The sequence below is a fragment of the Nonomuraea sp. NPDC049486 genome, from assembly GCF_040676925.1.
GTDB lineage: Bacteria > Actinomycetota > Actinomycetes > Streptosporangiales > Streptosporangiaceae > Nonomuraea > Nonomuraea ferruginea.
The window spans coordinates 487,503-513,549 of record NZ_JBFAPV010000004.1; the positions used below are offsets into that span (position 1 = coordinate 487,503).

The following is a 26,047-nucleotide window of genomic DNA, read 5'->3' on the forward strand; positions in this document are numbered from 1 at the left end:
CCTCGCTCAGGTGTACGTGACCTCCAGCATGACGCTGGTGCCGTCGCCGTCGCTGTGGATGCTGAGCCGGCTGGCGCCGTGCCTGGCCAGCAGCAGGCCCCGGCCGTTGGCGCTGGTGGACGGCGGCGGCTGCGCCCGCTCCCGGCCGGGGGGCAGGCCGCGGCCCCGGTCGGTGACCTCGCAGTAGAGCCGGTCGGCGCCCTTCCACAGGGTCAGCCGGCCGTGCCCGCCGCCGTGCCGTACGGAGTTGGTGGTGATCTCGTTGACCGCCACCACGAACCGGTACAGCGCCAGCCCGGCCAGCCCTTCCTCCTCGCTGTGCCGTTCCACCTCCCGGCGCAGGCTGATCAGGGACTCCAGATCGAAGTCGCGGCTGAGCAGCGTCTCCAGCTCCTCAGCCATTGGCGCCTTCCGGGGAGAGGGGCAGCCGGCGGGCGGCGAGCACACAGGTGTCGTCTTCCGGGTTGGCGTCGGGAAGCTGGGCTATCACGTCGGCGACCGGATGCCGGCTGCGCCGGGTGAAGGTCCTGTCGAGGGTCTCGATCACGGGGGCGAGCCCCTCGCGCAGCGTCTTGTCCCGCCGCTCGACCATGCCGTCGGTGTAGAGCAGCAACAGGTCGCCCGGCGCGATGGTGACGGCGGCGGTGCCGTAGGCGGCGGCGGGCACGGCGCCGAGCACCGAGCCGTCCGGGCGGTCCAGCTCGATGGTGTGCCCGCCCCGGCTGTGCAGCGGCGGCGGGTGCCCGGCCTGCGCCCAGCGCAGCTCGCCGGTCTCCGGCAGGTAGCGGGCCACCACCGCGGTGGCCGTGCTCGTCCCGGTGCCGCCCATGTACAGCAGGCGGTTGAGGTGGCCGAGCAGTTCGGCCGGTTCGCTCGTGGTGGTGACGGCCAGTGCCGCCAGCGCGTGCCGGAGCTGCGCCATGCAGGCCGCCGCGCGCACCCCGTGACCCGCGACGTCGCCGATGGCGAGCACCACGCTGCCGTCGCCCGCCTGCGCCGCGTGATACCAGTCGCCGCCGACCCGCTCCGCCTGCACGGCGGGCAGGTAGCGGACCGCCACCCGCAGCCGCGGCAGGTCGATCGGCTCGGTCGGGATGGGCAGCACGATCTGCTGGAGGGTGACGGCGAGCCGGTGCTCGGCCTCCAGGTTCCGCTGGTGCTCGCGCAGTTCCTGCTCGATCCTGGACAGCTTGGCCCGGGTGGTCTCGCGCGCGGTGACGTCCTGAATGACGCCGAAGATCTTGGCCGGCCGGCCCTCGGCGTCGCGCACCGCGTCGGCGACCATGCGCAGGTGCTTGACCCGGCCGCCGATCCTGACCCGGTAGGTGAGGTCGATGGTCTTGCCCCGGCTGAAGTCCTCGGCCGCCTGCGCCCGCAGCGGCATGTCCTCCTCGACCGTGAGGGTGTCGAGCACGTCGCGGGGCAGCGGCCCGCTCGCGGGGTCGCGCTCGTACACGCGGTAGAGGCCAGGCGACCAGTCCACCTCGCCGGTGACCAGGTCCCACTCGCCCCACCCGAGGTTGCCCAGCCGCTCGGTCTGCGCCGAGCGCTCCTCCAGCCGGCTCTGCACGTCGTGCCTGACCCAGCTGTTGATCACACCGGGGCCCACCGGCCTGATCTGCACCGAGATGGTCATCTCGGCCGGCGCCCGCGCCGCCACGCTCACATACGGGATGGGGCCGACCTGGCGCGGCATCCCGTCGGCGAGACACCGCTCCCACGCGTCCCACACCGGGCCGCCCACGAGCGTCGGGTAGACCTCGCTGAGCCGCAGGCCGACGATCTCCGAGCCGCGCCGTCCCGAGATGTCCACCAGCTCCGGGCCCACCGCCATGAACAGGTAGTCCTCGATGCGCCCGTCCTCGGCGCGCACCGGCATCAGCACCGTGTGGTTGCCGGCCACGCCGTCCAGGACCTGCTGGGCGATGCGCGCCCAGTCGCCCGTCTGCGGCGGCTGCCGCAGCGGCCGCAGCGCCGACGCCACGGTGGCGCGCAGCCGCTCGGGCCCCTCCTCCGAGCGCCCCTCCAACGCCGCCACCACCTCGGCGGCCAGCTCGGACACGTCGCGCCCCTGGTCGGCGGCGAGCCCGCGCAGGTACGCGTGCGCCTCGGCGATGCGGCACGACGTGCGCCCGGCGAGAATCCCGGCGGCCCGTTCCAGCGCCGGCGCATGATCGCCGCGAACCCGCCCCAGCCGCGCGTCGAGGTCGGCCAGGCGGTCGAAGTAGTTCTGCGAGGGCTCCATCGGTTGTTCAGGACCGTCCATGTCACGGCCACCCGACCCGGCCGGACGGCGGCCTGCTCCTTTGTCCCGGCATATCGCTGTCTATCACCCGTAAGAAGGGGCCGCCAGCGTATCGGCCGCCTCAGTCCTGTCAGGGGGACCGGCCACGACGGCTTGTAGCATGACACGCCGAACAGAGACCCACCTCCTTGGAGTGCCGATGCGGCGGCCGGTCCAGCTCGTGATCGTCCTCACGGTCTTCATCGACCTGCTGGGGTTCACGGTGATCCTGCCGTCGCTGCCGTTCTTCGCCGCCGACCTGGGCGCCACCGGCATCCTGTACGGGTTCACGGTGACGGCCTACTCCGTCGCGCAGTTCCTGGCCGCGCCCCTGCTCGGCCGGCTCTCCGACCTGTACGGGCGGCGCCCCGTCCTGCTGCTGGCGCTCGCCGGCTCCGCCCTGTCGCTGGCCCTGTCCGGCGCGGCCACGTCGCTGGGCTGGCTCATCGCCGCCAGGGCGCTGGCCGGGGCCTTCGGCGGCAGCATCTCGGTCGCCCAGGCATACCTCGCCGACGCCGTGCCGGAGGAGCGCCGCACGGCCGCGATGGCGCGGCTCGGCATGGCCATCGGCACCGCGTTCGTGGCCGGCCCCGCGCTGGGTGCGGTCCTCGCCCCATGGGGCTTCCAGGCCTCCGCGTACGCCGCCGCGGCGCTCGCCGCCGCCAACCTGGTCGCGGCCTGGTTCCTGCTCCCCGAGCCGCCCGGACGCCGGCGGGCCCCCGGCCGCACCGGCCCGCCGGGAACCGGCGTGCTGCTCCTGTCCGGGACGGGTTTCCTGACCATGGCGGCGTTCGTCGGCATGGAGACCACGCTCGCCTTCCTCGGCAGAGACAGGTACGGCTGGGGGCCCGAGGCGATCGGCCTGGCCATGGCCGCCGCCGGCCTCTCCATGGCGGCCGTCCAGGCGGGGCCGGTCACGCTGCTGGCCAGACGGTGGGGCGACGCCAGGGTGGCGGCGGCCGGGGCGGTGGTGATGGCGGCCTGCCTGCCGGTCGTCCCCGCGGGCCCCGCCTGGCTGTGCGTGCTGGCCGTGTGCGTCCTGTCGGCCGGGAACGGCCTGGTCACCCCCACCGTGGCCAGCCTCCTCGCGGCGGCGGGCCCACCGGACCGCCGCGGCGCCCGCCTGGGCGCCGGCCAGTCGGCGAGCGCCTTCGCCAGGATCGTGGGACCGGCGGGCGCGGGGGTGCTGTTCGACGCGGGAGTGGCGCTGCCTTACGTGGCGGGGGCGGGGCTGGCGGGGCTGGCGGCGGTGACGGTGCTGGCGGCACGGAACACGGACGCGCTTTCCGTGGGCCAACAGGAATCAAGCTGAGGGCCGGGGAGACGAACTCGTTCTGTTGCCGATGCGCTACTCTGCGCAGTTCCATGCTCGCGTGGCACCGTGTCCGGTTTGGGGTGACGGGTTCTCGGCCGGAGCGAGGGTGATCCTTGACCGGCGGCATGTTTGTCCACAGGCATGGCGTGCCTTGAAGGGCCTGAGAAGTGGTGTCCCGGAAATCGAGGTCGGGAATTTCCGGTCTTTCAAGATCGTATGTAGGCGAACTGGACGACTTTTGTGAAGGATTTGCCGGGAATAGAGCACGACTATTCCTGATGCCGGAGAGAAGTCAAAGTCTCTTTCGACAGATGTGTTTGGGGGGATTCCTGGGTATATCGGTGCTACCGTCCGAAAAAGACGGTTCGAATCCGATCGGGGGAGGCAGAAATGGCTCTGACGAGTGGATGCGGAAGGCGAGGCTGCTGCAGAAGGCGTAGGTGCTGCGGCGGCTGTCGCTGCAACCGATGCTGCCGTAGGTGGTGGTGTTGGTAGTGGAAAGTCGGGAGGGCCGGCGGGTTACCCGTCGGCTCTCCCTCCAATTCTCCGATCGGGGCGAGCGGGGGATGCTGGCGCCGACGGTGACGTTGCGCCGGACATTTCGTGAATTCTGGCCCGATACCCGTGGGCTGCGCTGGTTCTTCGCGGCCGGGGTGCTCTTCGCGGTGCTGGCCTCCCTCTGTGAGGTGGCCGCGATCCGGTTGTTCGGCTACATCACCGACGAGGTGCTCGCCACCCGCGACATGACGTCGTTCTGGACGCCGGCGTTCGCCTGGCTGGGGCTGGCGGCCGTGGCCGCCGTGGCGTCGATCGGGGGCGCGTACGCGACGGCGGTGGGAGCCGAGCGGTTCCTGCTGCGGCTGCGTGACCGGGTGTTCGCGCACCTGCAGAAGCTGTCGCCGGACTTCGCCGAGAACCGCCGCCTGGGCGACCTGATGGCGCGGCTGACCGACGACATCGCGGCCATCCAGGAGCTGATGGGCTCGGGGCTGGTCAAGCTGCTGACGACGGTGACGAGTGCCGTCTTCTTCGCGGGGGCGGCGTTCCTCATCCGCTGGGACCTGGCGCTGATCACGATCGCGCTGTTCCCGGCCTTCCTGATCGCCTCGAAGGTGTTCGCGTCCCGGTTCCGGACGGCCTCGGCCAGCGAGCGGGCCAGCAACGGCGACATGAACAGCGTCATCGAGGAGGGCCTGGCCAACCAGGCGCTGGTGCACGCGTACAACCGTGAGGAGACCGAGTCGCGGCGGCTGCACCGCGCGGGACGCCGCTGGCTGTACGCGAACCTGCGGCAGGCGTGGCTCTCGGGCGTGTACGGGCCGCTGATGCAGGTGCTGGAGACCGTCTGCCTGATCGTCATACTCGGCGTGGGCGCCTGGGAGATCACCACGGGCCGGCTCACGCTCGGCGGGCTGCTGGCCTTCGCCGCGTACCTGGCCATGCTCTACCCGGCGGTGCAGAACCTGGGGGAGATCGCGCTCACCGTGTCGGAGGCGGCCGCCGGTTCCGACCGGGTCATCGAGGTGCTCAAGGTGCGGCCCGCGGTGACCGACCGGGAGGACGCGAAGCCGCTGCCGGGCCGCAGCCGCGGGCGGATCGCGTTCGACGGCGTCACCTTCACCTATCCGGGTCGCAGGCGGCCCACGCTGGTGGACCTCTCGTTCGCCGTCGAGCCCGGCGAACTGGTCGTGTTCACCGGGCCGAGCGGCGCGGGCAAGTCGACGCTGGCCAAGCTGCTGCTGCGGTTCTACGACCCGGAGTCCGGGCGCGTGCTGCTGGACGGTTCGGACATCCGGGATCTGACCACGGAGTCGCTGCGCGACAACATCACGATCCTGCACCAGGAGACGCTGCTGTTCTCGGGGTCGGTACGCGACAACATCGCCTACGGGCGGCCGGACGCCTCGACCGACGAGGTGATCAAAGCCGCCGTGCTGGCCGGGGTGCACGACTTCGTGCGAAGCCTGCCGCACGGCTACGACAGCGCGGTGGGCCAGCGCGGCCGGCTGCTGTCGGGCGGCCAGCGGCAGCGGCTGGCGATCGCCAGGGCGATCCTGCGCGACGCCCCGGTGCTGGTGCTGGACGAGCCCATGACCGGGCTGGACGAGGCCACGGTCGCCCGCGTGATGGAGCCGCTGCGCCGGCTGATGACGGGCCGCACCACCATCATGATCACCCACGACCTGCGGCACGTCCCTGAGGACGCCCGGGTGATCGACCTGGAGCCCGTGGTGCAGCGCAGCCCGATCAAGTTCAGGCGGTGGGCCTCCGGCACTGATATGTCGGTCCGCTGACGTACCGTGTGCTGGTGCGTGAGGACGGGTACGAGCTGGAGTTCGAAGACACCTTCGACGACGACGAGCTGGACGCGCGCAGGTGGGTGGCGCGCTACCTGCCGCAGTGGACCACCGGCGACCGCTCGCCGGCCCGTTACCGCACCGGCGGCGGGCGGCTGCGGCTGCTGATCGAGGAGGACCAGCCGCCGTGGAGCCCCGAGCTGGAGGGCGGCCTGCGTGTTTCGTCGCTGCAGACCGGCGTGTTCGCGGGCCCGGTCGGCAGCTCGGTCGGCCAGCACGGGCGCAGCGCCGCCGTGGTCCGCGAGGCCCAGGCGAACGTCCGCCTCTACACCCCTCATTACGGGCTGATCGAGATGCGGGCCAAGGTCACCGACGACCCGCGCGCCATGTGCGCGCTCTGGATGATCGGATACGAGGACGCTCCGGAGCGCTCGGCCGAGATCTGCGTCTGCGAGATCTTCGGCCGCGACGTCGGCCCGGACTCGACGGGCGTCGGCATGGGCGTGCACCCGTTCGGCGACCCCGCCATCACCGACGACTTCACCCGCGAGACGCTGCCCATCGACGCCCGCGACTTCCACATCTACGCGGCGGAGTGGACGCCTGACCGCGTGTCCTTCTTCGTGGACGGCGAGCACATCAGGACGGTCCGCCAGTCACCGGCCTATCCGATGCAGCTCATGCTCAACGTCTACGAGTTCCCCGGGCCCGAAAGCGGCCCGTACCCGAAGGAGTTCACCGTCGATCACGTGCGCGGTTACCGGCGGACGTGAAAGGGCCGGCCCCGGATCGCGGGGCCGGCCCTTCACCTGTCAGCGGGTCAGCGCAGGCCGTTCCGCATCGCGGTGATCAGTTCCCCGTTGGTCGTGTCACCGCTGAGCTCCCAGAAGAACGCGCCGCCGAGGCCCTGGTTCTTCGAGTAGCCCATCTTGCCGCCGATCGTGGCCGGCGTGTCGTAGCTCCACCACTGGTTGCCGCAGTGCGCGTACGCGGTGCCCGCGACGGTGCCGGTGGCGGGGCAGCGGGTCTTGAGCACCTTGTAGTCCTCGATGCCCGCCTCGTAGGTGCCCGGAGCCGCGCCGGAGGCGGTGCCGCCGGGGGCGGCCTGGGAGACGCCGGTCCAGCCGCGGCCGTAGAAGCCGATGCCGAGCAGCAGCTTGCTCGACGGGATGCCCTTGCTCTTCAGCTTCTGGATCGCGGCGTCGGAGTAGAACCCGGCCGTCGGGATCCCGTTGTAGGAGGTGAGCGGCGAGTGCGGGGCGGTCGGGCCCTGCGCCGCGAAGGCGCCGAAGTAGTCGTAGGTCATGACGTTGTACCAGTCGACGTACTGGGCGGCGCCCGCGTAGTCGGCGGCGTCGATCTTGCCGCCGTTGGTGCCGTCGGCGGTGATGGCGGCGGTCACCAGGTTGCCGGAGCCGAACCGGGCGCGCAGCGCCTGCATCAGGTTCCGGAACGCGGCCGGGCCGCTGGTGTCGCAGGTCAGGCCGCAGGCGTTCGGGTACTCCCAGTCGATGTCGATGCCGTCGAAGACGTCCGCCCAGCGCGGGTCCTCGACCAGGCGGTAGCAGGACTCGGCGAACGCGGCGGGGTTCCGGGCCGCCTGGCCGAAGCCGCCGGACAGGGTCCAGCCGCCGACCGAGAGCAGCACCTTGATGTGCGGGTGCTTCTGCTTGAGCTTGCGCAGCTGGTTGAAGTTGCCGCGCAGGGCTCCGGTGTCCCAGGTGTCGGCGACGCCGTCCACGCTCTCGGCCGCGCTGTAGAAGCGGTCGTAGTCGGCGTAGGTGTCGGTCAGCGCGCAGCCGCCGTTCCGCGCGTCGGCGAAGGCGTAGTTGATGTGCGTGAGCTTGGCCGCCGAGCCGCTGGTGTCGATGTTCTTGACGTGGTAGTTCCGCTGGTAGACGCCCCAGTTGACGAAGTAGCCGAGGACCTTGTCCCCGCCTCCGCCGCCTCCGGTGGAGGTCCGGGCGGTGACGGCGGCGCTGGCGGCGGAGCGGTTGCCGGCGGCGTCGCGGGCGCGGACGGTGTAGGTGTAGCCGGTGTCGGCGTTCAGGCCGGTGTCGGTGTGGGTGGTGCCGGTGACGGTGGTGACGAGGGTGGAGCCTCGGTAGACCTCGTAGCCGGTGACGCCGACGTTGTCGGTGGAGGCGTTCCAGGCGAGGGAGATGCTGGCGCTGGTCACGCCGGTGGAGCGCAGGTTGCCGGGCACCGAGGGGGCCTGCGTGTCGTTGCCGCCTCCGGTGGAGGTTCTGGCGGTGACGGCGGCGCTGGCGGCGGAGCGGTTGCCGGCGGCGTCGCGGGCGCGGACGGTGTAGGTGTAGCCGGTGTCGGCGTTCAGGCCGGTGTCGGTGTGGGTGGTGCCGGTGACAGTGGTGACGAGGGTGGAGCCTCGGTAGACCTCGTAGCCGGTGACGCCGACGTTGTCGGTGGAGGCGTTCCAGGCGAGGGAGATGCTGGCGCTGGTCACGCCGGTGGAGCGCAGGTTGCCCGGCACCGACGGGGCCTGGGTGTCACCGCCTTGGCCGCCGGTCGGCAGCCACAGCGCCGGCACGTTCGGCGGCTCCCAGCCGGGCTGCGACGTGTGACTCTGACGGCACTCGTACTCGACGCCCTGATAGGTGATCCGGGTGCCCGTGGTGTACGAGGTCCACGGCGCCCACTCGGCGAGCGCGGACATGCCCGAGGAGGAGGCGGAGGCCGTCGCCGGGACGGCGACCAGCACGGTGAGCGGCATGAGTAACGCGGCAAGGATGGCCAGGACTCTGTGTTTCATGATGCTCCGACATCCGGTTGGAGGGGTGAACAGGGGGGTGGGATGGGAGTCGCGCGTCCAGGAAACTATTAGTAAAGTTTCCTTTATATTCGTTCCGAAGATAACCTCTGCCGGAGGCCGTCGTCAAGCAGCCTGCAAGCCGGACGATCGCCTCGTCCGGCACAATCGACGGCATGCCTTCGATCAGCGGCATCCGTCCCCTCCGCGCCAACGACCCCACCCAGATCGCCGGCTACGCGCTGCGGGGGCGCCTCGGCGAGGGCGGGCAAGGGGTGGTGTTCCTCGGCGAGTCGGACTCCGGGCAGCAGGTGGCGGTCAAGCTCCTGCACGCCGACTTCGGCAACGACACCGACGCCCGGCGCTACTTCCACCGCGAGCTGGCCGCGCTCCAGCGGGTCGCGCCGTTCTGCACCGCGCGGGTGCTCGCCGCCGACCCCGAGTCCGACCCGCCGTACGTGATCAGCGAGTACGTGGAAGGCCCGTCCCTCCATGAGGCCGTGCGCGACCGCGGCGTGCTGACCGGCACCGACCTGGACCGGCTGGCCGTGGCCACCGCGACGGCCCTGGGCGCCATCCACGCGGCGGGCATCGTGCACCGCGACTTCAAACCTGGCAACGTGCTGCTGGCCGCCGACGGCCCACGGGTGATCGACTTCGGCATCGCCCGGCCGTTCGAGGGCACCGCCGCTCCGGCCAGCGGGATCGTCGGCACTCCCGCGTACATGTCGCCCGAGCAGCTGGCGGGGCATCCGGCGGGGGCGCCGCTCGACATGTTCGCCTGGGCGTGCACGATCGCGTTCGCGGCCAACGGGCGCCCGCCGTTCGGGCAGGAGCCGATGCCCGCCGTGATCAACCGGATTCTCAACGGCGAGCCCGACCTGGGCCGGCTGTCGGGACGGCTGCGCGAGTACGTGGCCGCCTGCCTGGTCAAGGACCCGGCCCGGCGGCCGACGGCCCAGCAGACGCTGCTCGGCCTGATGGACAAGCGCCAGGAAGCCTTCCCGACGGCCAGGCCGGGCTCCCTCCCGCCGCCGAGCGGTCCGCCGGTGCCGCTACCCCCGCCTGGTTCCACGCCCCCGCCCGGTTCCACGCCCCCGCCCGGGTACGTGAACACCCCGTGGGGGTCCGGGCCGACCGGGTCGCCCACCACCGAGCCCGGCCGCAGGCGCGCCGGGATGGCCATCGGCGCGTCGCTCGTCGCCGCGGCCGTAACGGTGGCCACCGTGGCCGTGACGCTCGTGCTCAACCTGGACCGCCCGGCGACCCCCACCCCCACCCCGAGCCCCGGCGGGTCGGCGGCCTCCGGCAGCCCCTCACCGGTCGAGAACCAGATCGCCCGCTCGCCCCGCCTGGGCATCGAGGTGTGGCAGGGCGGCGCGGCGAGCACGATGGCGTTCACCGACGAGGACAAGGAGATCAGCACCGTCTCCATGAAGGCGGAGCCGTTCGAGCTGCGCCTGCCGAAGCTCCCGAAGGACACCGCCGCCCAGATCTGCGCCTGGACCGACGACTCGGTCTTCCGCATCGAGCGGGACACCAAGGTCGAGGGCCACACCTGCTACAGCCCCGGCACCGGCATCGCCGACTACGAGCACGGGTCGGGCACGCTCTACCTGAACGAGGAGGCCCACAACTACCTGATCGGCGACCGGCTCGCCGAGCACTCGGACACCACGGACAAGGTCCTGTTCTCGACCATCCAGAAGGGGGACGCCACGACCCCGGCCGGCGAGTGGAAGGGCGACCTCCACCTGTCGATCTTCATCGACCGTGACGGCGACAAGCGGTTCGACCTGACCGGCCCGGCCGAGTACGAGTACTTGGTCCTCGACTTCCCGGACTAGGCGCGGGAGCGTTCGCGGCGGGCGCCCGTGGCGCCGATGCCGTGGCGGCCGTAGAAGTCGTCGACCGCCGCCAGCACGCCGTCGATCGTCGCGGGCGCGTACCCGCCGTCCCTGAGATGGCGGTGGTAGCCGTGCGCGGCGCGGATGGCGGCGGACATGTCGCCGAGCGGGTCGTGGCCCAGCACGCCGCGGGCGGAGGCGTCCGCGGTCCAGGTCAGGAAGGCGCGCACCCGGGTGAGGTAGCGGGACTTGCTGGATTCGGCGAGCCGGGCGCCGGCCAGGGCGGTGGCGTAGGCCGTGTACATCCCGTCGTAGGGCGGCGGGAGCCCGGCCTTGATGCGTGCGGTCACGAGCGGTCACTCCTCAACGGTGCGAGGGCCTGCCAGCATGACATCGGCCGGTGGCGGTCCCGCGGTAGGGGCGGGGGTCACCGGCGGGAAGGACTTTGGCCCCTACAGCACCACCCGGCCCGCGTGCTGCACTGGCCACCATGGGCAGGAGTGTGCACGACGCCCCGCCCGTCCTGATCCAGGGCGGCATGGGCGTGGGAGTGTCAGGATGGCGGCTGGCGCGGGCGGTGTCCCGCGCCGGGCAGCTGGGCGTGGTGTCGGGGACGGCCCTGGACCTCACCCTGGCCCGGCGGCTGCAGCGGGGCGATCCCGGCGGAGACCTGCGCCGGGCGCTGGCCGCCTTCCCGGTGCCCGAGGTGGCCGCGCGGGTGCTGCGGCGCTACTTCGTGCCGGGCGGCATCCCCGAGGGCACGCCGTACCGGCCCGTGCCCCGGCTGGGCCTGCGGCAGAGCCGCGCGCTGGACGAGCTGACCGTGGTGGCCAACTTCGCCGAGGTGTACCTGGCCAAGGAGGGGCACGACGGACTGGTCGGCGTCAACTACCTGGAGAAGATCCAGATGGCCACGCCCGCCGCCGTCTACGGCGCGATGCTGGCCGGGGTCGACTACGTGCTGGTCGGCGCCGGCATCCCGGCGGAGATCCCGCACCTGCTGGACGAGCTGGCCGCGCACCGCCGGGGCGAGGTGGCCGTCACCGTGGCGGACGGCGACCGGCGGCCGGTCGCGGTCGAGCCGAACCGGCTGTTCGGGCGGACGCTCCCGCCGCTGCCGCGGCCCCGGCTGCTCGCGATCGTGTCCTCGCACGTGCTGGCCGCCTACCTGGCCCGTACGCCGCGCACCAGGCCCGACGGGTTCGTGCTGGAGTCGCCGGTGGCGGGCGGCCACAGCGCGCCGCCGCGCGGCCGGATGACGCTCGACGAGGCGGGCGAGCCGGTGTACGGGCCGCGCGACGAGGTGGACGTCGCCAAGGTGGCCGCGATCGGGCTGCCGTTCTGGCTCGCCGGAGGCTACGGCACCGCCGACGGCCTGGCCGGGGCGCTGGCCGCGGGCGCGAACGGCATCCAGGTGGGCTCGGCCTTCGCGCTCTGCCGGGAGTCGGGCCTGGACCCGGCGCTGCGGGACCGCCTGCTGCGGGGCGCCGCCGACGGCACGCTCCGGGTGCGCAACGACCCGCTGGCCTCGCCGACCGGCTTCCCCTTCAAGGTCGCCGACGTGCCCGGCACGCTCGCCGACCCGGTGGTCTACGCCGATCGCCCGCGCCTGTGCGATCTCGGTTACCTGCGCACCCCGTACGAGAAGGCGGACGGCGCGATCGGCTACCGGTGCGCGGCCGAGCCGGTCGACGTCTACGTGCGCAAGGGCCGCCCGGCGGAGGAGGCCGAGGAGCGGCGGTGCCTGTGCAACGGGCTGCTCGCGGCCATCGGGCTCGGCCAGCACCGTCCCGACGGCTACGCCGAGCCGCCCCTGCTCACGCTGGGCCAGGACACCGGCTTCCTGGCCGAGCTGCCGCGGGACCACTCGGCGGCCGACGTGATCGACCGGATCCTGACGGGAGCGCGGGTGGGGACGGCCTAACCTGTGGGCCATGCGCCTGACCGCTTTCACCGACATCTCGCTGCGGATCGTGATGCGCCTGGCCGTGGAGCGGGGCGACGAGCTGATGACGACGCGGGCCATCTCCGACGTGCTCGCCGTCCCGTACACGCATGCCGCCAAGGCGGTGGCGCGGCTGAGCGAGATGGGGCTGGTGGAGGCCAGGCGCGGGCGCGGCGGCGGGCTGCAGCTCACGGAGCTGGGGCGCGGCGCGTCGGTGGGGTCCGTCGTGCGCGGCCTGGAGGGCGACGGCGAGGTGGTGGGCTGCGAGGACGCGCTGATGCCGTGCCCGCTGCGCGCCGCCTGCCGGCTGCGGGCCGCGCTCCGCGAGGCGCAGGAGGCCTTCTACGCCTCGCTCGACGAGATCACGATCGCCTCGCTGGTGGCGGCGCCCGCCGGGCCGGTGCTGCTGTCGCTGACCGCCCCGCCCGAATGAGGGACCGGGGGACCGCCCACTTAATATGCATCTCAGATTCCAATTATCTGGGAGGTTCCCCCATGCTTTCCGCGGAGAGCGCGGCCGTCGTCCGCGCCACGCTGCCCGTCGTCGGCGAGGCGCTGGACACGATCACCACCAGGTTCTACGAGACGATGTTCGCCGACCGTCCCGAACTGCTCGACGGCCTGTTCAACCGGGGCAACCAGCGCAGCGGCGAACAGCGCAGGGCTCTCGCCGGGTCCATCGCCGGCTTCGCCGCCGCGCTCCTGGAGCACCCGGACGAGCGCCCCGACGCCCTGCTGGCCCGCATCGCGCACAAGCACGCCGCCGTCGGCATCACCGAGGACCAGTACGTGATCGTCCACAAGTACCTCTTCGGCGCCATCGCCGAGGTGCTCGGCGACGCCGTCACGCCCGGGGTCGCCGCCGCCTGGGACGAGGTCTACTGGCTGATGGCCGGGGCGCTGATCGCCATGGAGGCCCGCATCTACGCCGAGGCCGGCGCGCGCGACGGCCGCACCTGGCGCCCCTGGCGGGTCGCCGACCGGCGGGAGGAGACGGCCGACGTCATGTCGCTCGTGCTGGCTCCCGTGGGCGACGAGCCCGTCCAGCCGGCCCTGCCGGGGCAGTACGTCAGCGTCCGGGTGCGCATGCCCGACGGGGTCCGGCAGCTCCGGCAGTACACGATCTCCGGCTTCGGCGAGGGCGGGCAGCGCCGCATCACCGTCAAGCGGGTGCGCGGCGAGGGCGCACCCGACGGCGAGGTGTCGAACCTGCTGCACGCCACCGCCAGGCCCGGCGACGAGCTGACCCTGTCGGCGCCGTTCGGCGACGTCGCGCTCGGCGACGGCGACCGGCCGCTGGTGCTCGCCTCCGCCGGGATCGGCTGCACCCCCATCACCGCGATGCTCCAGCACCTGGCGCTCACCGCCGACCGGCGCCGCGTCCTGCTGCTGCACGCCGACCGCTCGGCCGCGCACCACGCGCTCCGCCGCGACATGGAGGAGCTGGCGGACGCGCTGCCCGGCGCCGACCGGGTCTTCTGGTACGAGCACGGCCCCGGCGGCCGGGCCGGCCGGATCGACCTGACCGGGGTGGACGTCCCGGAGAACGCGGTCGCCTATCTGTGCGGCCCGCTCGAGTTCATGCGGGACGCGCGGGAGCGGCTGATCGGCGCCGGGGTGGCGCCGCGTGATCTCCACTACGAGGTCTTCGGCCCCGACCTGTGGCTTCCGGCCGCCTGACCAGGGACCAAGGTCCCTGCCCGGCCCGGCGCCCGGCGGTGAGACTGGGGGCATGTGCAACTACTGCGGATGCCGCGACTTCCCGCTGATCGGACGGCTCTCTGCGGAGCACGTGGAGATCGGGGAGGTCGCCCGCACGCTGCGCATGGCCGTCGACCGGGCCGCCTACGCCGAGGCGCGCGACCTGCTCGACGACCTGCTCGCCCTGCTCCTGCCGCACACCGCGGAGGAGGAGCGGGGCCTGTTCGCCGAGCTGCGCGAGGAGGGCACCCTGGCCGGGGAGGTCGACCGGCTGTGCGGGGAGCACGCGGAGATCCACGGCGTGCTCGCCGCCGTCGATCGGGCGGACCCCGACTGGGACCGGGTGCTCGGCGCGGTGAAGCGGCTGCACGAGCACATCGACAAGGAGGAGCACGGCCTGTTCCCCGCCTCCGTGATCGTCCTGCCGATCCCGGCCTGGGACCGGATCACGGCCTGACTCAGAGCGGCTTCCACATGCCGATGCGGACCGGCACGCCGGGGGAGGCGTGCACGAGGGGCTCGTCATCGGTGTCGGGCAGGCCCGCCGCGCGCCGCAGCGTCTCGTCCAGGTCCAGCAGTCCCGCGCGGTGCAGCGGCCAGGGCGGGTGCTCCACCTCGGCGGTGACGGGCCGCCCCGCGACCTGCGAGAACAGCCTGAACCTGGCCGTCAGGAAGTGCGCCGTCTCGTCCCGCTCGCGCTCCGACAGCACCAGGCCGACCTTGGACTCGGCGTGGCAGCGGGCGCCCCGCGGCCCCGGCCAGATCCTGCGGCACCGGTAACGCCATCGACCGGCGTCGACCCGTACCGACATGTCAGACCAGTGGTACGGCAGCCAGTAGCCGGCCCGGCCGCCCAGCACGGCGGGCAGCCGCCCGGCGTCGAGCGACAGGAACCAGATCCCGCCGCGCCCGTGCTCGTCACGCACGTAGGTGCGCAGGTTGGTCTCCGGGAACCGCGACACCCACGGCAGCCTGGGCAGACCCGGCGCCCGCACGTCCTCCATGAGGAACGGCGTCATCCCCACCCAGGCGCTGCCATCGAACGTCTCGACCGTGAGATGGCCGGGCACCAGCGGCCGGACCGTCTCCGCCGGGTAGCGCCAGTGCAGGAAGGTCATGCTGGACCAGCGGTGGTACATCACCGGACGCGCGACGCGGGGCGAGGGCGGAGCCTTCATGGTCGGTCCCTGCCGTCAGTCGAACTGGCCCCGCCCGGCGATGCCGAGCTGCTCGGCCACCTCGTTCATGTTCTCGTAGCTGCGGTCCGGCAGCGACCGCAGCGCGGACAGCACCGCGTCCGGCGCGAACTGCTCCTGGGCCCGCTCCACCAGCTCCTTCTTGTCCGCCGGGAAGGCGTGCACGCCGCTGACCCAGCGGGCCAGGTTGCTGCGGCTGTCCACCTCCTCGGCGGTCATGCCCTCCGGAGAGCCGGGCTCCTGCGCGCGCGGCGCGGAGAGCCTCTCCTCGCCCGGCGCGTCGCCCGTCGGCTCGGGCCGCTGGTGCTCCTCCGACCGGCTGTCGTGCTTCTGCTCCTCGTCCATGCGGGGGCTGTGCTTGTCGCTGCCTCGCTGCTGCTCCATGCCACCGTTCCCTCGTTCGGTACGTGTCAGTAAGGCCGGCCGGTGCCCTCGCCCGGCAGGTAGTCGCCGTCATCCGCGTCGGTGCGGCCGGAGCCGGCGTCCGGGTCCTCGGCGAGGTCGGAGTCGACCCATTCGGTGTCGCCGCTCAGGTGGCCGCCGGCCGGCACGCGCTCGGCGAGGTTCTCGCCGTCGTCCTCGACCTCGCCCTCCCTGGCCTCGTCCACCGGACCTCGCACGCGGAAGCCCGGATCGCCGCCGTGGCCCTGGTCGCCACGCGCGCCGGGCGGCATCGGGTGCGGGCTGGGACCGGCGACGACCTCCTCGTGGCCCTCGATCTCGTCGGTGCGGGCGGCCACGGCCTTCTCGTCGGAGCCTGCCGTGACGGCGTACTCGTCGTCGCGACCGGCCATGTAGCCGGCCTCCTCGGAGTAACCGCCCTTGTCCCTTTCTTTTCTGGTCATGTGGTCTCCCTATTCCGGCTCGACCCGCATGGCGGACTCCTCGGCGGAGTAACCGCCGGCGTCCGGGCCGACGTCGCGGGCCACCTCGTCCGGTTCGGTGTCGGGGTGCGCGCCCTCGTCGGCGGCCACCAGGCGGCCGGCGCGGTCCGGGTAGTCCCCCTCGTCCACCCCGCTGTCCTGCTGGAAGTCGGTGTCGAGGTCGGAACCGACGCCCAGTCCGCCTTCGTCGGTGAGCGGTTGCTCGTCGGGGTCGGGGGACGGGGCCCGCTGCACGGTCACCGGCGTGTCCGTGCCGAACGACGCCTCCTCCTCCGGCACCTCGCGCTCCAGCCGGCCCTCCAAGGGCTCGCCCCGGATCTGCTCGTCGACGGTGGTGCCGAAGTCGTCGACGGCGGTGGGATGGTCCGCCGGGAGCGGAGCCTCCTGCGGGTCCTCGGCCCACTGCTGCTCCGGCGTGCCGTCCTGAAGATCCGGGATCCCCTCGTCCTCGAACCGCGAGCGCGGATCGTGTTCAGGTATGTGCTCAGTCACAGCGTCCCCTCCAGGTTTTCAGGCCGTCCATCGCCCGCTACCCCGGACGGCCGGAACCTCACAGGAGACGCGACCTCAGCGGAAGGCGAGTCCCTCGAACGTGCCGGACGCGCGCCACCGGTCGATGTAGTCGAAGAACGCGGTCGCGCCGTGCGGGTAGCCGACGAAGAGGCGGCCGAGCATCCCGGCGTCCTGACCCTCGTTGTTGTAGTAGCCGGGAGTGCAGTCGGCCCCGCCGAGCAGCCCGCCCGTCCCCGTCAGCAGCAGCTCCACCCAGGCGTCCTCGGCCTCGGCGGTCACCTCGACCTCGCGGTGACCGTGGTCGAGTGCGTGCCGGACGATCGCCGCGATGGTCCTGCCGGATTCGGTGAGGTTGTGCGGGATGTTGGAGACGAGGTTGGCGCCCTGGGTGGGCTGCACGATGAAGACGTTGGGGAAGCCGTGCACGTGGATGCCGTGCAGCGTGCGCATGCCGTCGGCCCAGCGCTCCGACAGCCTGACCCCGCCGCGCCCGACCAGGTCGTAGCCGGCCCGCCGGGTGAACTCGGTGCCCACCTCGAACCCGGAGGCGTAGATCAGGCAGTCGAGTTCGTACTCCCGGCCCGCGACCACGACGCCCTTCGCGGTGATCCGCTCCACGCCCTTGCCGTCGGTGTCGACCAGGTGGGTGTTCGGCCGGTTGAACGCCTGCAGATACTCGTCGTGGAAGCAGGGGCGCTTGCAGAGCTGGCGGTACCACGCCTTCAGCGCGCGGGCCGTCTCCGGATCCTCGACCACGGCGTCCACCCGGTCCCTGATCTCCGCCATCTTCTCGAAGTCGGAGTCCTCGAACGCGGCCAGCATCCGCTCCAGGGTCCGCTCCTCCGGCGGCAGCTCGGCGATCCTGCTGCGGACCCTGCGCGCGAGGTCGGTCCAGCCGTCCATCACCAGGTCCTCGTCGGCGAGCACGCCGGTCTGCATGGCGGTGAAGTTCTCCAGCCAGCGCCGCTGCCAGCCGGGGGTGGCGATCGAGGCGAACCATTCGGGGTCGGTCGGCCGGTTGTCGCGCACGTCCACCGACGACGGCGTGCGCTGGAACACGTACAGCTCGCCGCAGGCCCGCGCCAGGTGCGGCACGCACTGCACGGCCGTGGCCCCGGTGCCGATGACGCCCACCCGCTTGTCGCCGAGCCGGTCCAGGGGCGCGCCGGACGGGTCGCCGCCGGTGTAGTCGTAGTCCCACCGGCTGGTGTGGAAGGAATGGCCCCGGAAGTCCTCGATGCCGGGGATGCCGGGCAGCTTAGGCACGTGCAGCGGCCCGATGCCCATGGCCAGGAAGCGCGCCGTGAACGCGTCGCCCCGGTCTGTCGTCACGATCCAGCGGGACCGGGACCCGTCCCATTCGAGGCCGGTGACCTCGGTGTGGAACAGCGCGTCGTCGTACAGGCCGAAGTGCTTGCCGATGCGCCGGCAGTGTTCGAGGATCTCCGGCGCGTGCGCGTACTTCTCCGTGGGCATGTGGCCGGTCTCTTCGAGCAGCGGCATGTACACGTACGAGGCGGTGTCGCACTGCGCGCCCGGGTAGCGGTTCCAGTACCACGTGCCGCCGAAGTCGCCGCCCTTCTCGACGATGCGCACGTCCTCGACGCCGGCCTCCTTGAGCCGGGCCCCGGTGAGCAGGCCGGCGAAGCCGCCGCCGATGAACGCGACCGTCACGTCGTCGGTCTTCGGCTCCCGCTCGGTCCTCGGCGTGTACGGGTCGTCGAGGTAGCGGGAGAACCGGCCGGTGAGCCGGATGTACTGGTCGTTGCCGTCGGGACGCAACCGCTTGTCGCGCTCTTCCCGATATTTCAGGCGAATGGCCTCTTTGTCCACGATGCGCGCTCCGAAGGACGGGATTCCAGAATGGCATTCCGAAATAGTGCCGACAAGAGCCTTCAGGACGTCCGCGGCGTCAGCGTGTCGCGCGTCCAGGAACCCAGCACCAGCAGCGTCTTGGTGCCCGTCACGTCGCCCGCCCTGCGCAGCCGGTCGACGACCTGCTGCAGGTGGCCCAGGTCGCGCACCCGGACGTGGATGAGCGCGTCGGGGTCGCCGGCGATCGTGAACACCTCCTGCACCTCCGGCACGGTCGCCGCGGTGCGGACGATCTCGGCGACCGGGGTCGTGCCCGGATAGCTCAGCTCGGTGAACGCCTCGATGCCCCACCCCAGCTTCGCATAGTCGATCTGGACGGTGAAGCCGGTGATCACCCCGAGCTCCCTGAGCCGGTCGACGCGCCGCTTGACCGCCGCCACCGACAGGCCGATCCGCTCGGCCATCTCCGAGAACGTGCGGCGGCCGTCCTCCCGGAGCAGGCGCAGCAGCCGGTGGTCGATCTCGTCGACGTCTGACATGGGAAAGCCTCCTCACCGGCGCAAAGAAAGCAGCCGAATCCCCCAACAGTCTCAAACTTTTTGCGTCTTTCAACACCCTCCCCGCTTGACTCTTGCGCGTCCATAGGCCTCGTTGCTGTGCTGGGGGTTCCCCCCGCACGAAGGAGGTTCGCGTGAGCGTGACTCCCGCTGAGGTGTCGATCGACGACAAGTACGCGGCCGAGAGCGGCCGGGTGCTGATCTCCGGCATCCAGGCCCTGGTCCGGCTGACCCTGGAGCAGCGCAGGCTCGACCGCGAGCGCGGCCTGGACACCCGGGTCTTCGTCTCCGGCTACCAGGGCTCCCCGCTGGGCGGCGTCGACCTGGAGATGGGGCGGGCGGCGCGCTTCCTGGAGCCCGCCGGCGTGGTGTTCAGGCCCGGACTGAACGAGGAACTGGCCGCCACCGCCGTGGCCGGCACCCAGCTCCTCGACGCGCTGCCCGGCCGCCGCCACGAGGGGGTCACCGGCTTCTGGTACGGCAAGAACCCCGGCCTGGACCGGGCCGCCGACGCCATCCGCCACGGCAACCTGGCCGGCACCGCGCCGCTCGGCGGGGCCGTGGCCTGGATCGGCGACGACCCCGGCAGCAAGTCCTCCACCGTGCCCAGCTCGTGCGAGCCGATGTGCCAGAGCCTGTCGATGCCGCTGCTCGCGCCCGGCTCCGTCGCCGAGATCATCGAGTACGGGCTGCACGCGGTGGCGCTGTCCCGCGCCAGCGGCCTGTGGACCGGCCTGAAGATCGTCGCCGACGTCGCGGACGCCGCCGCCACCGTCGAGGTCGGCGGCCACCACGGCGTCCCGGAGCCCGGGCGGCCCGGCCCGCGCAAGCCGCCGGTGCTGGTCGGCCCGGCCTCGCTGGACGCCGAGCACGACATGCTCACCCGCCGCCTCGACGTGGCCCGCGCCTACGGCCACGCGCACGGGCTGAACCGCGTCGTGTTCGACGCCCCGCACGCCAAGCTGGGCATCCTCGCCTCCGGCACCGGATTCGCCGTGGTCCGGCGCGCGCTGGCCGACCTCGGCCTCGACGAGAGCGCCATGACGGACCTCGGGATCCGGCTGATCAAGATCGGCATGCCGTTCCCGCTCGACCACGCCGCGCTGGCCGCCCAGACCGCCGGGCTGGAGCGGGTGCTCGTCGTCGAGGACAAGGTGCCGTTCCTGGAAGGTCAGCTCAAGCAGGCGCTCTACGGCGGCGAGCACACCCCGGCCGTGCACGGCCGCGACCTGCTCACCGCCCGGGGCACGCTCGGCGCCGACGAGGTGGCCGAAGCCGTCGCCCGCTGCGTCGGCCCGGACCGGCTGCCCAGGAAACCGGCCGCGCCCAGGCCCGCGCGCCGCATGCTGCCGCTGGTCGCCGCCCGCACCCCGTACTTCTGCTCGGGCTGCCCGCACAACACCTCCACCCGCACCGCCGACGACACGCTCGTCGGCGTCGGCATCGGCTGCCACGCCATGATCGCGCTGGACGGCGACGGGCGCGGCACCCAGGTCGGGCTCACCCAGATGGGCGGCGAGGGCGCCCAGTGGATCGGGCTCGCCCCGTTCACCGGCGACCGCCACTTCGTGCAGAACCTCGGCGACGGCACCTTCCACCACTCCGGCTCCCTCGCCGTCCGCGCCGCCGTCGCCGCCGGCGTGACGATGACGTACAAGCTCCTCTACAACGACGCCGTCGCCATGACCGGAGGCCAGCGCGCCGAGGGCCGCCTGGACGTGCCCGCCCTCGCCCACGAGCTGGCGCTCGAAGGCGTACGGGAGATCGTCGTCACCACCCCTGAGCCGGAGACGTACCGGGGCGTCCGGCTGCCCGGCATCGCCCGCGTCCGCCACCGCGACGAGCTCCAGCAGGCCGAGAAGGAGCTGGCCGCGGTCGACGGCGTCACCGTGCTCATCCACGACGACCGGTGCGCCGCCGAGGAGCGGCGGCTGCGCAAGCGCGGCAAGCTGCCCGTCCCGGCCGCCAAGGTCGTGGTGAACGAGCGCGTCTGCGAAGGCTGCGGCGACTGCGGCGACGTCTCCACCTGCCTGTCGGTGCAGCCGGTGCAGACCGAGTTCGGCCGCAAGACCCGCATCCACCAGCCGTCCTGCAACACCGACCTGAGCTGCCTCAAGGGCGACTGCCCGTCGTTCCTGCTGGTCGAGCCGGGCACCAGAAGCGCGCACCAGGTGCCGGACCTGCCCGTCGAACCCGGCGAACCGGACCGCAAGGTCGGCGACACCGTGCTCATCAGGATGCCCGGCATCGGCGGCACCGGCGTCGTCACCGTCTCCCAGATCCTGCAGATGGCCGCCCACCTCGACGGCCTGCACGCCGCCGGGCTGGAGCAGACCGGGCTCGCGCAGAAGGGCGGCCCGGTCGTCAGCGACGTCCGCATCTTCGCCCGGCCGCTCACCGGCTCGGTGCGGGCCACCCGCGGCGCCGCCGACGTGCTCATCGGCTTCGACCTGCTCGGCGCCGCCGCCGACGGCAACCTCTCCGTCGCCGCCCCGGACCGGACCATCGCCGTCGTCGACACCTCGGTCGTGCCCACCGCCGCCATGGTGACCGGCCGCGCCGCCGTGCCCGGCTCGCCCGCCGACGCGCTGGCCCGCATCGAGTCCGCCACCCGCTCGGGCCTCTACGTGGACGCGCACGGGCTCGCCGAGGCGCTCTTCGACGACCACATGCCGGCCAACATGCTCCTGGTCGGCGCCGCCTACCAGCACGGCTGCCTGCCCGTCTCCGCCACCGCTCTCGAGCGCGCCATCGCGCTCAACGGTGCCGCCGTGGACAAGAACGTGGCCGCCTTCCGCTGGGGCCGCGCCCTGGCTCACGACCGCGACGCCGTGCTCAAGGCCGCCGGGCTCGTCGTCCCGGAGCCCACCGGCCTGGAGGAGGCGCTCGCCATCCGCGTCGCCGACCTCACCGGCTACCAGAACGCCACGTACGCTCGCACGTACGCGGAGGACGTGCGGCGCGTCACCGCGCTCGCCGTCGAACGGGCCGGCCAGGAGGCCGGCACCCGCGTCGCGCTCGCCTACGCCAGGAGCCTGCACCACCTCATGGCCTACAAGGACGAGTACGAGGTCGCCCGCCTGCACCTCGACCCCACGGAGCAGGCTCGGCGGGACCGCGAGTTCGGGCCCGACGCCAAGGTGTCCGTGCTGCTGCACCCGCCCGTGTTCCGCGCGCTCGGCATGAAGCGCAAGATCAAGCTGCGCCGCTCGGCCGGGGTGCTCTTCCGCGGCCTGCGCGCCGCCCGCGTGCTGCGCGGCACCGCGCTCGACGTGTTCGGCCGCGCTGAGGTACGCCGGGTCGAGCGCGGGCTCGTGGGGGAATACCGTGATCTCATGAACGACGCCCTCGCCCGCCTCACCCCCTCGACCGCCGACGCGGTGGCCGAGCTGGCGGCGCTGCCGGAGGGCATCCGCGGATACGAGGACATCAAGCTGGCCCGCGTCGCCGAATACCGCGAGCGCGCCGCCGCGGCCCTCGCGGCCCTCACCCAGGACGACCGGCTCCGGACCACCGCTCGGGAGAGATCATGACCGTCGACCGCCTGCTCCCCAGCCAGGACGCCCGGGACCTCATCGAGCTGACCCGCGAGATCGCCGACAAGGAGCTCGCCCGCCGGGCCGACCGGCACGAACGCGAAGAGACCTACCCTGCGGGCCTGTTCCCGCTGCTGGGCGAGGCGGGGCTGCTCGGGCTCGCGTACCCGGAGGAGTACGGCGGCGGCGGCCAGCCGTACGAGGTGTACCTCCAGGTGATCGAGGAACTGGCGGCCCGCTGGGCGTCGGTCGCCGTCGCCGTGAGCGTCCACACCCTCGCCTGCTTCCCGGTCTTCACCTACGGCACTGACGAGCAGAAGTCGCGCTGGCTGCCCGACATGCTGGCCGGCCGGCTCATCGGCGGCTACAGCCTCTCCGAACCCCAGGCCGGCTCCGACGCCGCCGCCCTCACCTGCCAGGCGGTCAAGACCGACGACGGCTACCGGATCACCGGCAACAAGGCGTGGATCACCCACGGCGGCATCGCCGACTTCTACGCCCTGTTCGCCCGCACCGGCTCCGGGAGCCGCGGCATCTCCTGCTTCCTGGCTCCCGGCACGGCCGACGGGCTGACCTTCGGGCGTCCGGAGGAGAAGATGGGCCTGCACGCCGTCCCCACCACCACCGCCCACTACGACGGCGTCCTGCTGGACTCCTCCCGGCTGCTGGGCTCGGAGGGCGAGGGTCTGCAGATCGCGTTCAGCGCCCTCGACTCCGGCCGCCTCGGCATCGCCGCCTGCGCCGTCGGCCTGGCCCAGGCGGCTCTGGACGAGGCGGTGACGTACGCCAAGGAGCGGCAGACGTTCGGCAAGCGCATCATCGACCACCAAGGGCTGGGGTTCCTGCTGGCGGACATGGCGGCGGCGGTGGACTCGGCTCGGGCCACCTACCTGGACGCGGCGCGACGCCGGGACGCGGGGCTGGGGTACTCGCGGCAGGCTTCGGTGGCGAAGCTGGTGGCCACGGACGCGGCGATGAAGGTGACCACGGACGCGGTGCAGGTGTTCGGGGGGTACGGGTACACACGGGAGTTCCGGGTGGAGCGGTACATGCGCGAGGCGAAGATCATGCAGATCTTCGAGGGGACTAATCAGATCCAGCGGTTGGTGATCAGCCGGCACTTGGCGAAGTAGACCCGGCCAGAGACTGGGCGGTGGGAGAGGCGTTCGGGACCGACCCCGGCTTGGCCCGGCCCAAGTTCGGCCATCCCAAGGACCGCAGGCCCGATCTGAAGCAGATCCAGGCCGGGATCGCAGTCAGCTCCGATGGCGCGATCCCAGTCTTCCACCGCGCCTATGACGGCGGGGGCCGGCGAGGTCGGCCAGGTGATCGGCGCCATGCGCGGGTTGCGGAAGCTCATGCGGAAAACGGGGCCAGCCGCGCTACCAGGCGGGGTTCAGCCGGATCTCGATGTCGTCGCACATCGTCTCCGGCGCTGCGTCGGCGGTTACGCGGACCCGTATCGGACGGCCGGTGTCGGTCTCGACGAACGACAGAGGCGGGCGGCCTTCCTGTAGGTACGTGTCGCCCCATTGCATCAGCGACAGAAACACCGGCAGCAGGTCCCGGCCCGCCTCGGTCAGCCGGTACTCGTCGCGGGCCCGGCTCCCCGGCTCCCGATAGAGAACGGGCGCGACAATACCCGCGGCTTTCAGCTGTTTGAGTGCCCGAGACACCGCAGGGGCCGAGGTCCCGATCCGCGCCACGAAGTCGTCAAACCTGGTCGTGCCGTAGAAGCATTCGCGGACCACCAGGAATACCGTCTTGGTGCTGAGCAGGTCCAGCACCCGCCCCGCCGAGCATCCATCGCCGATCGACCACGCATCTCGGTCGCGCAGCCGTTCCTCGAACTTCATCGCCATCTCACCATTGTAACTAACGTTTGCGTTATCCAGCATGGCGTGCTTACATCTCACTAACGACATCGTTACCCAGAGGAGAACGCAGTGGTTGCAGTAGCGGGCAGAGTGGTTGTGGTGACCGGGGGCCGACGTGGGCTCGGCGCGGCGCTGGTCGATGAGGTGCTGGCGCGCGGGGCGCGAAAGGTGTACTCGACTGCGCGCTCGGCGTACATCGACGACCGTCCAGAGGTGGTTACCGCCGAGTTGGAGGTCCGCTCGGAGGCGTCGGTCGCCGCCCTCGCGAAGGTCGCCGCCGACGTCGAGATCGTGTTCAACAACGCTGGCATCCTGTTGCCGGCTCCGCTGCTGACGGGTGACTTCGAGCGCGCCACCGTGACGTTCGACGTCAACGTCTTCGGACCCCTGCGGATGGCACGGGCGTTCGCGCCGATCCTGGCCGCGAACGGTGGGGGCGCACTGGTGAACATGCACTCCGTGCTGTCCTGGCTGGCCGGCGCCGGCGCCTACGGGGCGTCCAAGGCGGCGGCGTGGTCCATCACGAACTCGCTCCGACTCGAACTAGCGCGCCAGAACACCCAGGTCGTCGGCGTTCACGCAGGGTTCATCGACACCGAAATGGTCTCCGCCATCGACCTGCCGAAGGCGACGCCGGCCGAGGTGGCCGCGCGGATCGTCGACGGCCTGGAGGCCCAGGCCACGGAGGTGCTCGCCGACGACGTCACCATCGCCACCAAGGCGGCGCTGTCCGGCCCCGTGGAGCGCCTGGCCTTCTCGGTCGCCGGTTGACATCGCGTCCCAACACTTAAGGAGTACTGACCCGCAATGCCACTGTGGACTGTTCATCACACGCCCGGAATCTTCACCGACAAGGAGAAGCACCAACTTGCCTCCCAGATCGCCGACCACTACGAACAGGTGGGGCTGCCCCGGTTCTACGTGATCACGCTGTTCCACGAGACACGGCCCGAGGATTTCTACGTCGGTGGGGAGCCTGCCCCGGTCGGGGTCCGCATTGTGATCGACCACATCGCCCGCCGCAACGCCGATCGAGAGAGCCGGCGCCGGACCGCCCAGTGGGTCAAGGGCATGCTGCAGCCCCACCTCGAACGGAACGCAGGGCTGCACTGGGAGTTCCACATCGACGAGACCAGCGACGACCTCTGGATGATCAACGGGATCGCGCCGCCCCCGGCAGGCTCCGACGCCGAGAAGCTCTGGGCTGAGAGCAACTCGGCGTCCCCCTACTGACCGCACCGCCGGTACCGTCCCCGGAAGAGACGAGCCGCACCTGCCATGAGGTCGCTGGTGTGCGCCCTCATCCAGATGTCCCGTCTCGTTCGATCTTGCCTCCGGGCGGCGTCCTGACATGCGGAGATGCAAGGTCGGGTGAGACGCCGAAGTTCCGTCGTCTCACTTGATGTTGCCTGGCGCGCTCCGCCGCGGGACCCGGTCGAGCGCGCTGCGCTGGGTGCGGGCTTCGACGACGGTGATGCGGAAACCCCGCTTCTCTGTGTCGGCGGGCGGGGTT

The 26,047-nt window shown here is 72.1% G+C and carries 24 protein-coding genes; 12 read left to right on the top strand and 12 right to left on the bottom strand.

What is annotated here, in order from left to right:
• Window positions 1-6: 6 nt before the first annotated feature.
• Complete coding sequence (locus AB0K05_RS14715; protein WP_219542935.1) at window positions 7-402, bottom strand: ATP-binding protein; 396 nt, start codon at window positions 400-402, stop codon at window positions 7-9.
• Window positions 395-2,266 (bottom strand): SpoIIE family protein phosphatase, encoded by a 1,872-nt coding sequence (locus tag AB0K05_RS14720; protein ID WP_364229454.1) that lies wholly within the window; start codon window positions 2,264-2,266, stop codon window positions 395-397. The genes AB0K05_RS14715 and AB0K05_RS14720 overlap by 8 nt, the downstream gene beginning before the upstream one ends.
• Before the next feature lie 178 nt (window positions 2,267-2,444).
• Here AB0K05_RS14720 and AB0K05_RS14725 point away from each other — a divergent pair, with 178 nt between their 5' ends.
• From AB0K05_RS14725 to AB0K05_RS14735, 3 genes are all read left to right on the top strand, one after another.
• Window positions 2,445-3,596 (top strand): MFS transporter, encoded by a 1,152-nt coding sequence (locus AB0K05_RS14725; RefSeq protein ID WP_364229456.1) that lies wholly within the window; start codon window positions 2,445-2,447, stop codon window positions 3,594-3,596.
• Between the two features lie 569 nt (window positions 3,597-4,165).
• A complete protein-coding gene (locus tag AB0K05_RS14730; RefSeq protein ID WP_364229458.1) occupies window positions 4,166-5,893 on the top strand; it encodes an ABC transporter ATP-binding protein in 1,728 nt (575 codons plus the stop codon).
• A 14-nt stretch (window positions 5,894-5,907) separates the two neighbouring features.
• Window positions 5,908-6,669, top strand: a complete 762-nt coding sequence (locus AB0K05_RS14735; RefSeq protein WP_364229460.1) for a glycoside hydrolase family 16 protein — start codon at window positions 5,908-5,910, stop codon at window positions 6,667-6,669.
• A gap of 47 nt (window positions 6,670-6,716) precedes the next feature.
• Here the strand turns inward: AB0K05_RS14735 and AB0K05_RS14740 are convergent, their stop codons facing one another.
• Entirely contained in the window at window positions 6,717-8,666 is a 1,950-nt protein-coding gene (locus AB0K05_RS14740; protein WP_364229462.1) for a glycosyl hydrolase family 18 protein, read from the bottom strand.
• A 173-nt stretch (window positions 8,667-8,839) separates the two neighbouring features.
• Between AB0K05_RS14740 and AB0K05_RS14745 the strand changes: the two genes are divergently transcribed.
• On the top strand, window positions 8,840-10,510 hold the full coding sequence (locus tag AB0K05_RS14745; RefSeq protein WP_364229464.1) for a serine/threonine-protein kinase: 1,671 nt from the start codon (window positions 8,840-8,842) through the stop codon (window positions 10,508-10,510).
• On the opposite strand, the gene AB0K05_RS14750 is transcribed toward AB0K05_RS14745, so the two are convergent.
• On the bottom strand, window positions 10,507-10,860 hold the full coding sequence (locus AB0K05_RS14750) for a hypothetical protein (protein WP_148035382.1): 354 nt from the start codon (window positions 10,858-10,860) through the stop codon (window positions 10,507-10,509). The two genes, AB0K05_RS14745 and AB0K05_RS14750, sit on opposite strands and share 4 nt — an antisense overlap.
• Before the next feature lie 140 nt (window positions 10,861-11,000).
• Here AB0K05_RS14750 and AB0K05_RS14755 point away from each other — a divergent pair, with 140 nt between their 5' ends.
• From AB0K05_RS14755 to AB0K05_RS14770, 4 genes are all read left to right on the top strand, one after another.
• Window positions 11,001-12,434: a nitronate monooxygenase gene (locus AB0K05_RS14755; protein ID WP_364229466.1), complete on the top strand. Its 1,434-nt coding sequence runs from the start codon at window positions 11,001-11,003 to the stop codon at window positions 12,432-12,434.
• Window positions 12,435-12,444: 10 nt separating this feature from the next.
• Entirely contained in the window at window positions 12,445-12,888 is a 444-nt protein-coding gene (locus tag AB0K05_RS14760) for an Rrf2 family transcriptional regulator (RefSeq protein ID WP_219542942.1), read from the top strand.
• Between the two features lie 62 nt (window positions 12,889-12,950).
• Window positions 12,951-14,135, top strand: coding sequence for a globin domain-containing protein (locus AB0K05_RS14765; RefSeq protein WP_271277357.1), 1,185 nt, complete (start codon window positions 12,951-12,953; stop codon window positions 14,133-14,135).
• A 52-nt stretch (window positions 14,136-14,187) separates the two neighbouring features.
• Window positions 14,188-14,613 carry a hemerythrin domain-containing protein gene (locus AB0K05_RS14770; protein ID WP_219542944.1) on the top strand — a complete coding sequence of 142 codons (426 nt, stop codon included), beginning with the start codon at window positions 14,188-14,190 and terminating at the stop codon, window positions 14,611-14,613.
• A gap of 1 nt (window position 14,614) precedes the next feature.
• On the opposite strand, the gene AB0K05_RS14775 is transcribed toward AB0K05_RS14770, so the two are convergent.
• The 6 genes from AB0K05_RS14775 to AB0K05_RS14800 form a co-directional block, all read right to left on the bottom strand.
• Window positions 14,615-15,334 carry a DUF2071 domain-containing protein gene (locus AB0K05_RS14775; RefSeq protein ID WP_364229469.1) on the bottom strand — a complete coding sequence of 240 codons (720 nt, stop codon included), beginning with the start codon at window positions 15,332-15,334 and terminating at the stop codon, window positions 14,615-14,617.
• 15 nt (window positions 15,335-15,349) lie between these two features.
• Window positions 15,350-15,736 (bottom strand): DUF2795 domain-containing protein, encoded by a 387-nt coding sequence (locus AB0K05_RS14780; protein ID WP_219542946.1) that lies wholly within the window; start codon window positions 15,734-15,736, stop codon window positions 15,350-15,352.
• Window positions 15,737-15,762: 26 nt separating this feature from the next.
• Complete coding sequence (locus AB0K05_RS14785) at window positions 15,763-16,197, bottom strand: hypothetical protein (protein WP_271277359.1); 435 nt, start codon at window positions 16,195-16,197, stop codon at window positions 15,763-15,765.
• Window positions 16,198-16,206: 9 nt separating this feature from the next.
• Window positions 16,207-16,728, bottom strand: coding sequence for a DUF5709 domain-containing protein (locus AB0K05_RS14790; protein ID WP_364229471.1), 522 nt, complete (start codon window positions 16,726-16,728; stop codon window positions 16,207-16,209).
• Between the two features lie 75 nt (window positions 16,729-16,803).
• On the bottom strand, window positions 16,804-18,582 hold the full coding sequence (locus AB0K05_RS14795; RefSeq protein ID WP_364229473.1) for an NAD(P)/FAD-dependent oxidoreductase: 1,779 nt from the start codon (window positions 18,580-18,582) through the stop codon (window positions 16,804-16,806).
• Between the two features lie 62 nt (window positions 18,583-18,644).
• Window positions 18,645-19,103: an Lrp/AsnC family transcriptional regulator gene (locus AB0K05_RS14800; protein ID WP_148035372.1), complete on the bottom strand. Its 459-nt coding sequence runs from the start codon at window positions 19,101-19,103 to the stop codon at window positions 18,645-18,647.
• Between the two features lie 152 nt (window positions 19,104-19,255).
• Here AB0K05_RS14800 and AB0K05_RS14805 point away from each other — a divergent pair, with 152 nt between their 5' ends.
• Together AB0K05_RS14805 and AB0K05_RS14810 are read left to right on the top strand one after the other, a co-directional pair.
• A complete protein-coding gene (locus tag AB0K05_RS14805; RefSeq protein ID WP_364229475.1) occupies window positions 19,256-22,654 on the top strand; it encodes an indolepyruvate ferredoxin oxidoreductase family protein in 3,399 nt (1,132 codons plus the stop codon).
• Window positions 22,651-23,790, top strand: a complete 1,140-nt coding sequence (locus tag AB0K05_RS14810; RefSeq protein WP_364229477.1) for an acyl-CoA dehydrogenase family protein — start codon at window positions 22,651-22,653, stop codon at window positions 23,788-23,790. The genes AB0K05_RS14805 and AB0K05_RS14810 overlap by 4 nt, the downstream gene beginning before the upstream one ends.
• On the opposite strand, the gene AB0K05_RS14815 is transcribed toward AB0K05_RS14810, so the two are convergent.
• Together AB0K05_RS14815 and AB0K05_RS14820 are read right to left on the bottom strand one after the other, a co-directional pair.
• Window positions 23,748-24,017, bottom strand: a complete 270-nt coding sequence (locus tag AB0K05_RS14815; protein ID WP_271277364.1) for a hypothetical protein — start codon at window positions 24,015-24,017, stop codon at window positions 23,748-23,750. The two genes, AB0K05_RS14810 and AB0K05_RS14815, sit on opposite strands and share 43 nt — an antisense overlap.
• Before the next feature lie 22 nt (window positions 24,018-24,039).
• Window positions 24,040-24,519, bottom strand: coding sequence for a helix-turn-helix domain-containing protein (locus AB0K05_RS14820; protein ID WP_364229480.1), 480 nt, complete (start codon window positions 24,517-24,519; stop codon window positions 24,040-24,042).
• An 84-nt stretch (window positions 24,520-24,603) separates the two neighbouring features.
• Between AB0K05_RS14820 and AB0K05_RS14825 the strand changes: the two genes are divergently transcribed.
• Entirely contained in the window at window positions 24,604-25,305 is a 702-nt protein-coding gene (locus AB0K05_RS14825; protein WP_364229482.1) for an SDR family oxidoreductase, read from the top strand.
• Between the two features lie 36 nt (window positions 25,306-25,341).
• Window positions 25,342-25,767 carry a tautomerase family protein gene (locus AB0K05_RS14830; protein ID WP_364229484.1) on the top strand — a complete coding sequence of 142 codons (426 nt, stop codon included), beginning with the start codon at window positions 25,342-25,344 and terminating at the stop codon, window positions 25,765-25,767.
• The last annotated feature ends 280 nt before the right edge of the window (window positions 25,768-26,047 follow it).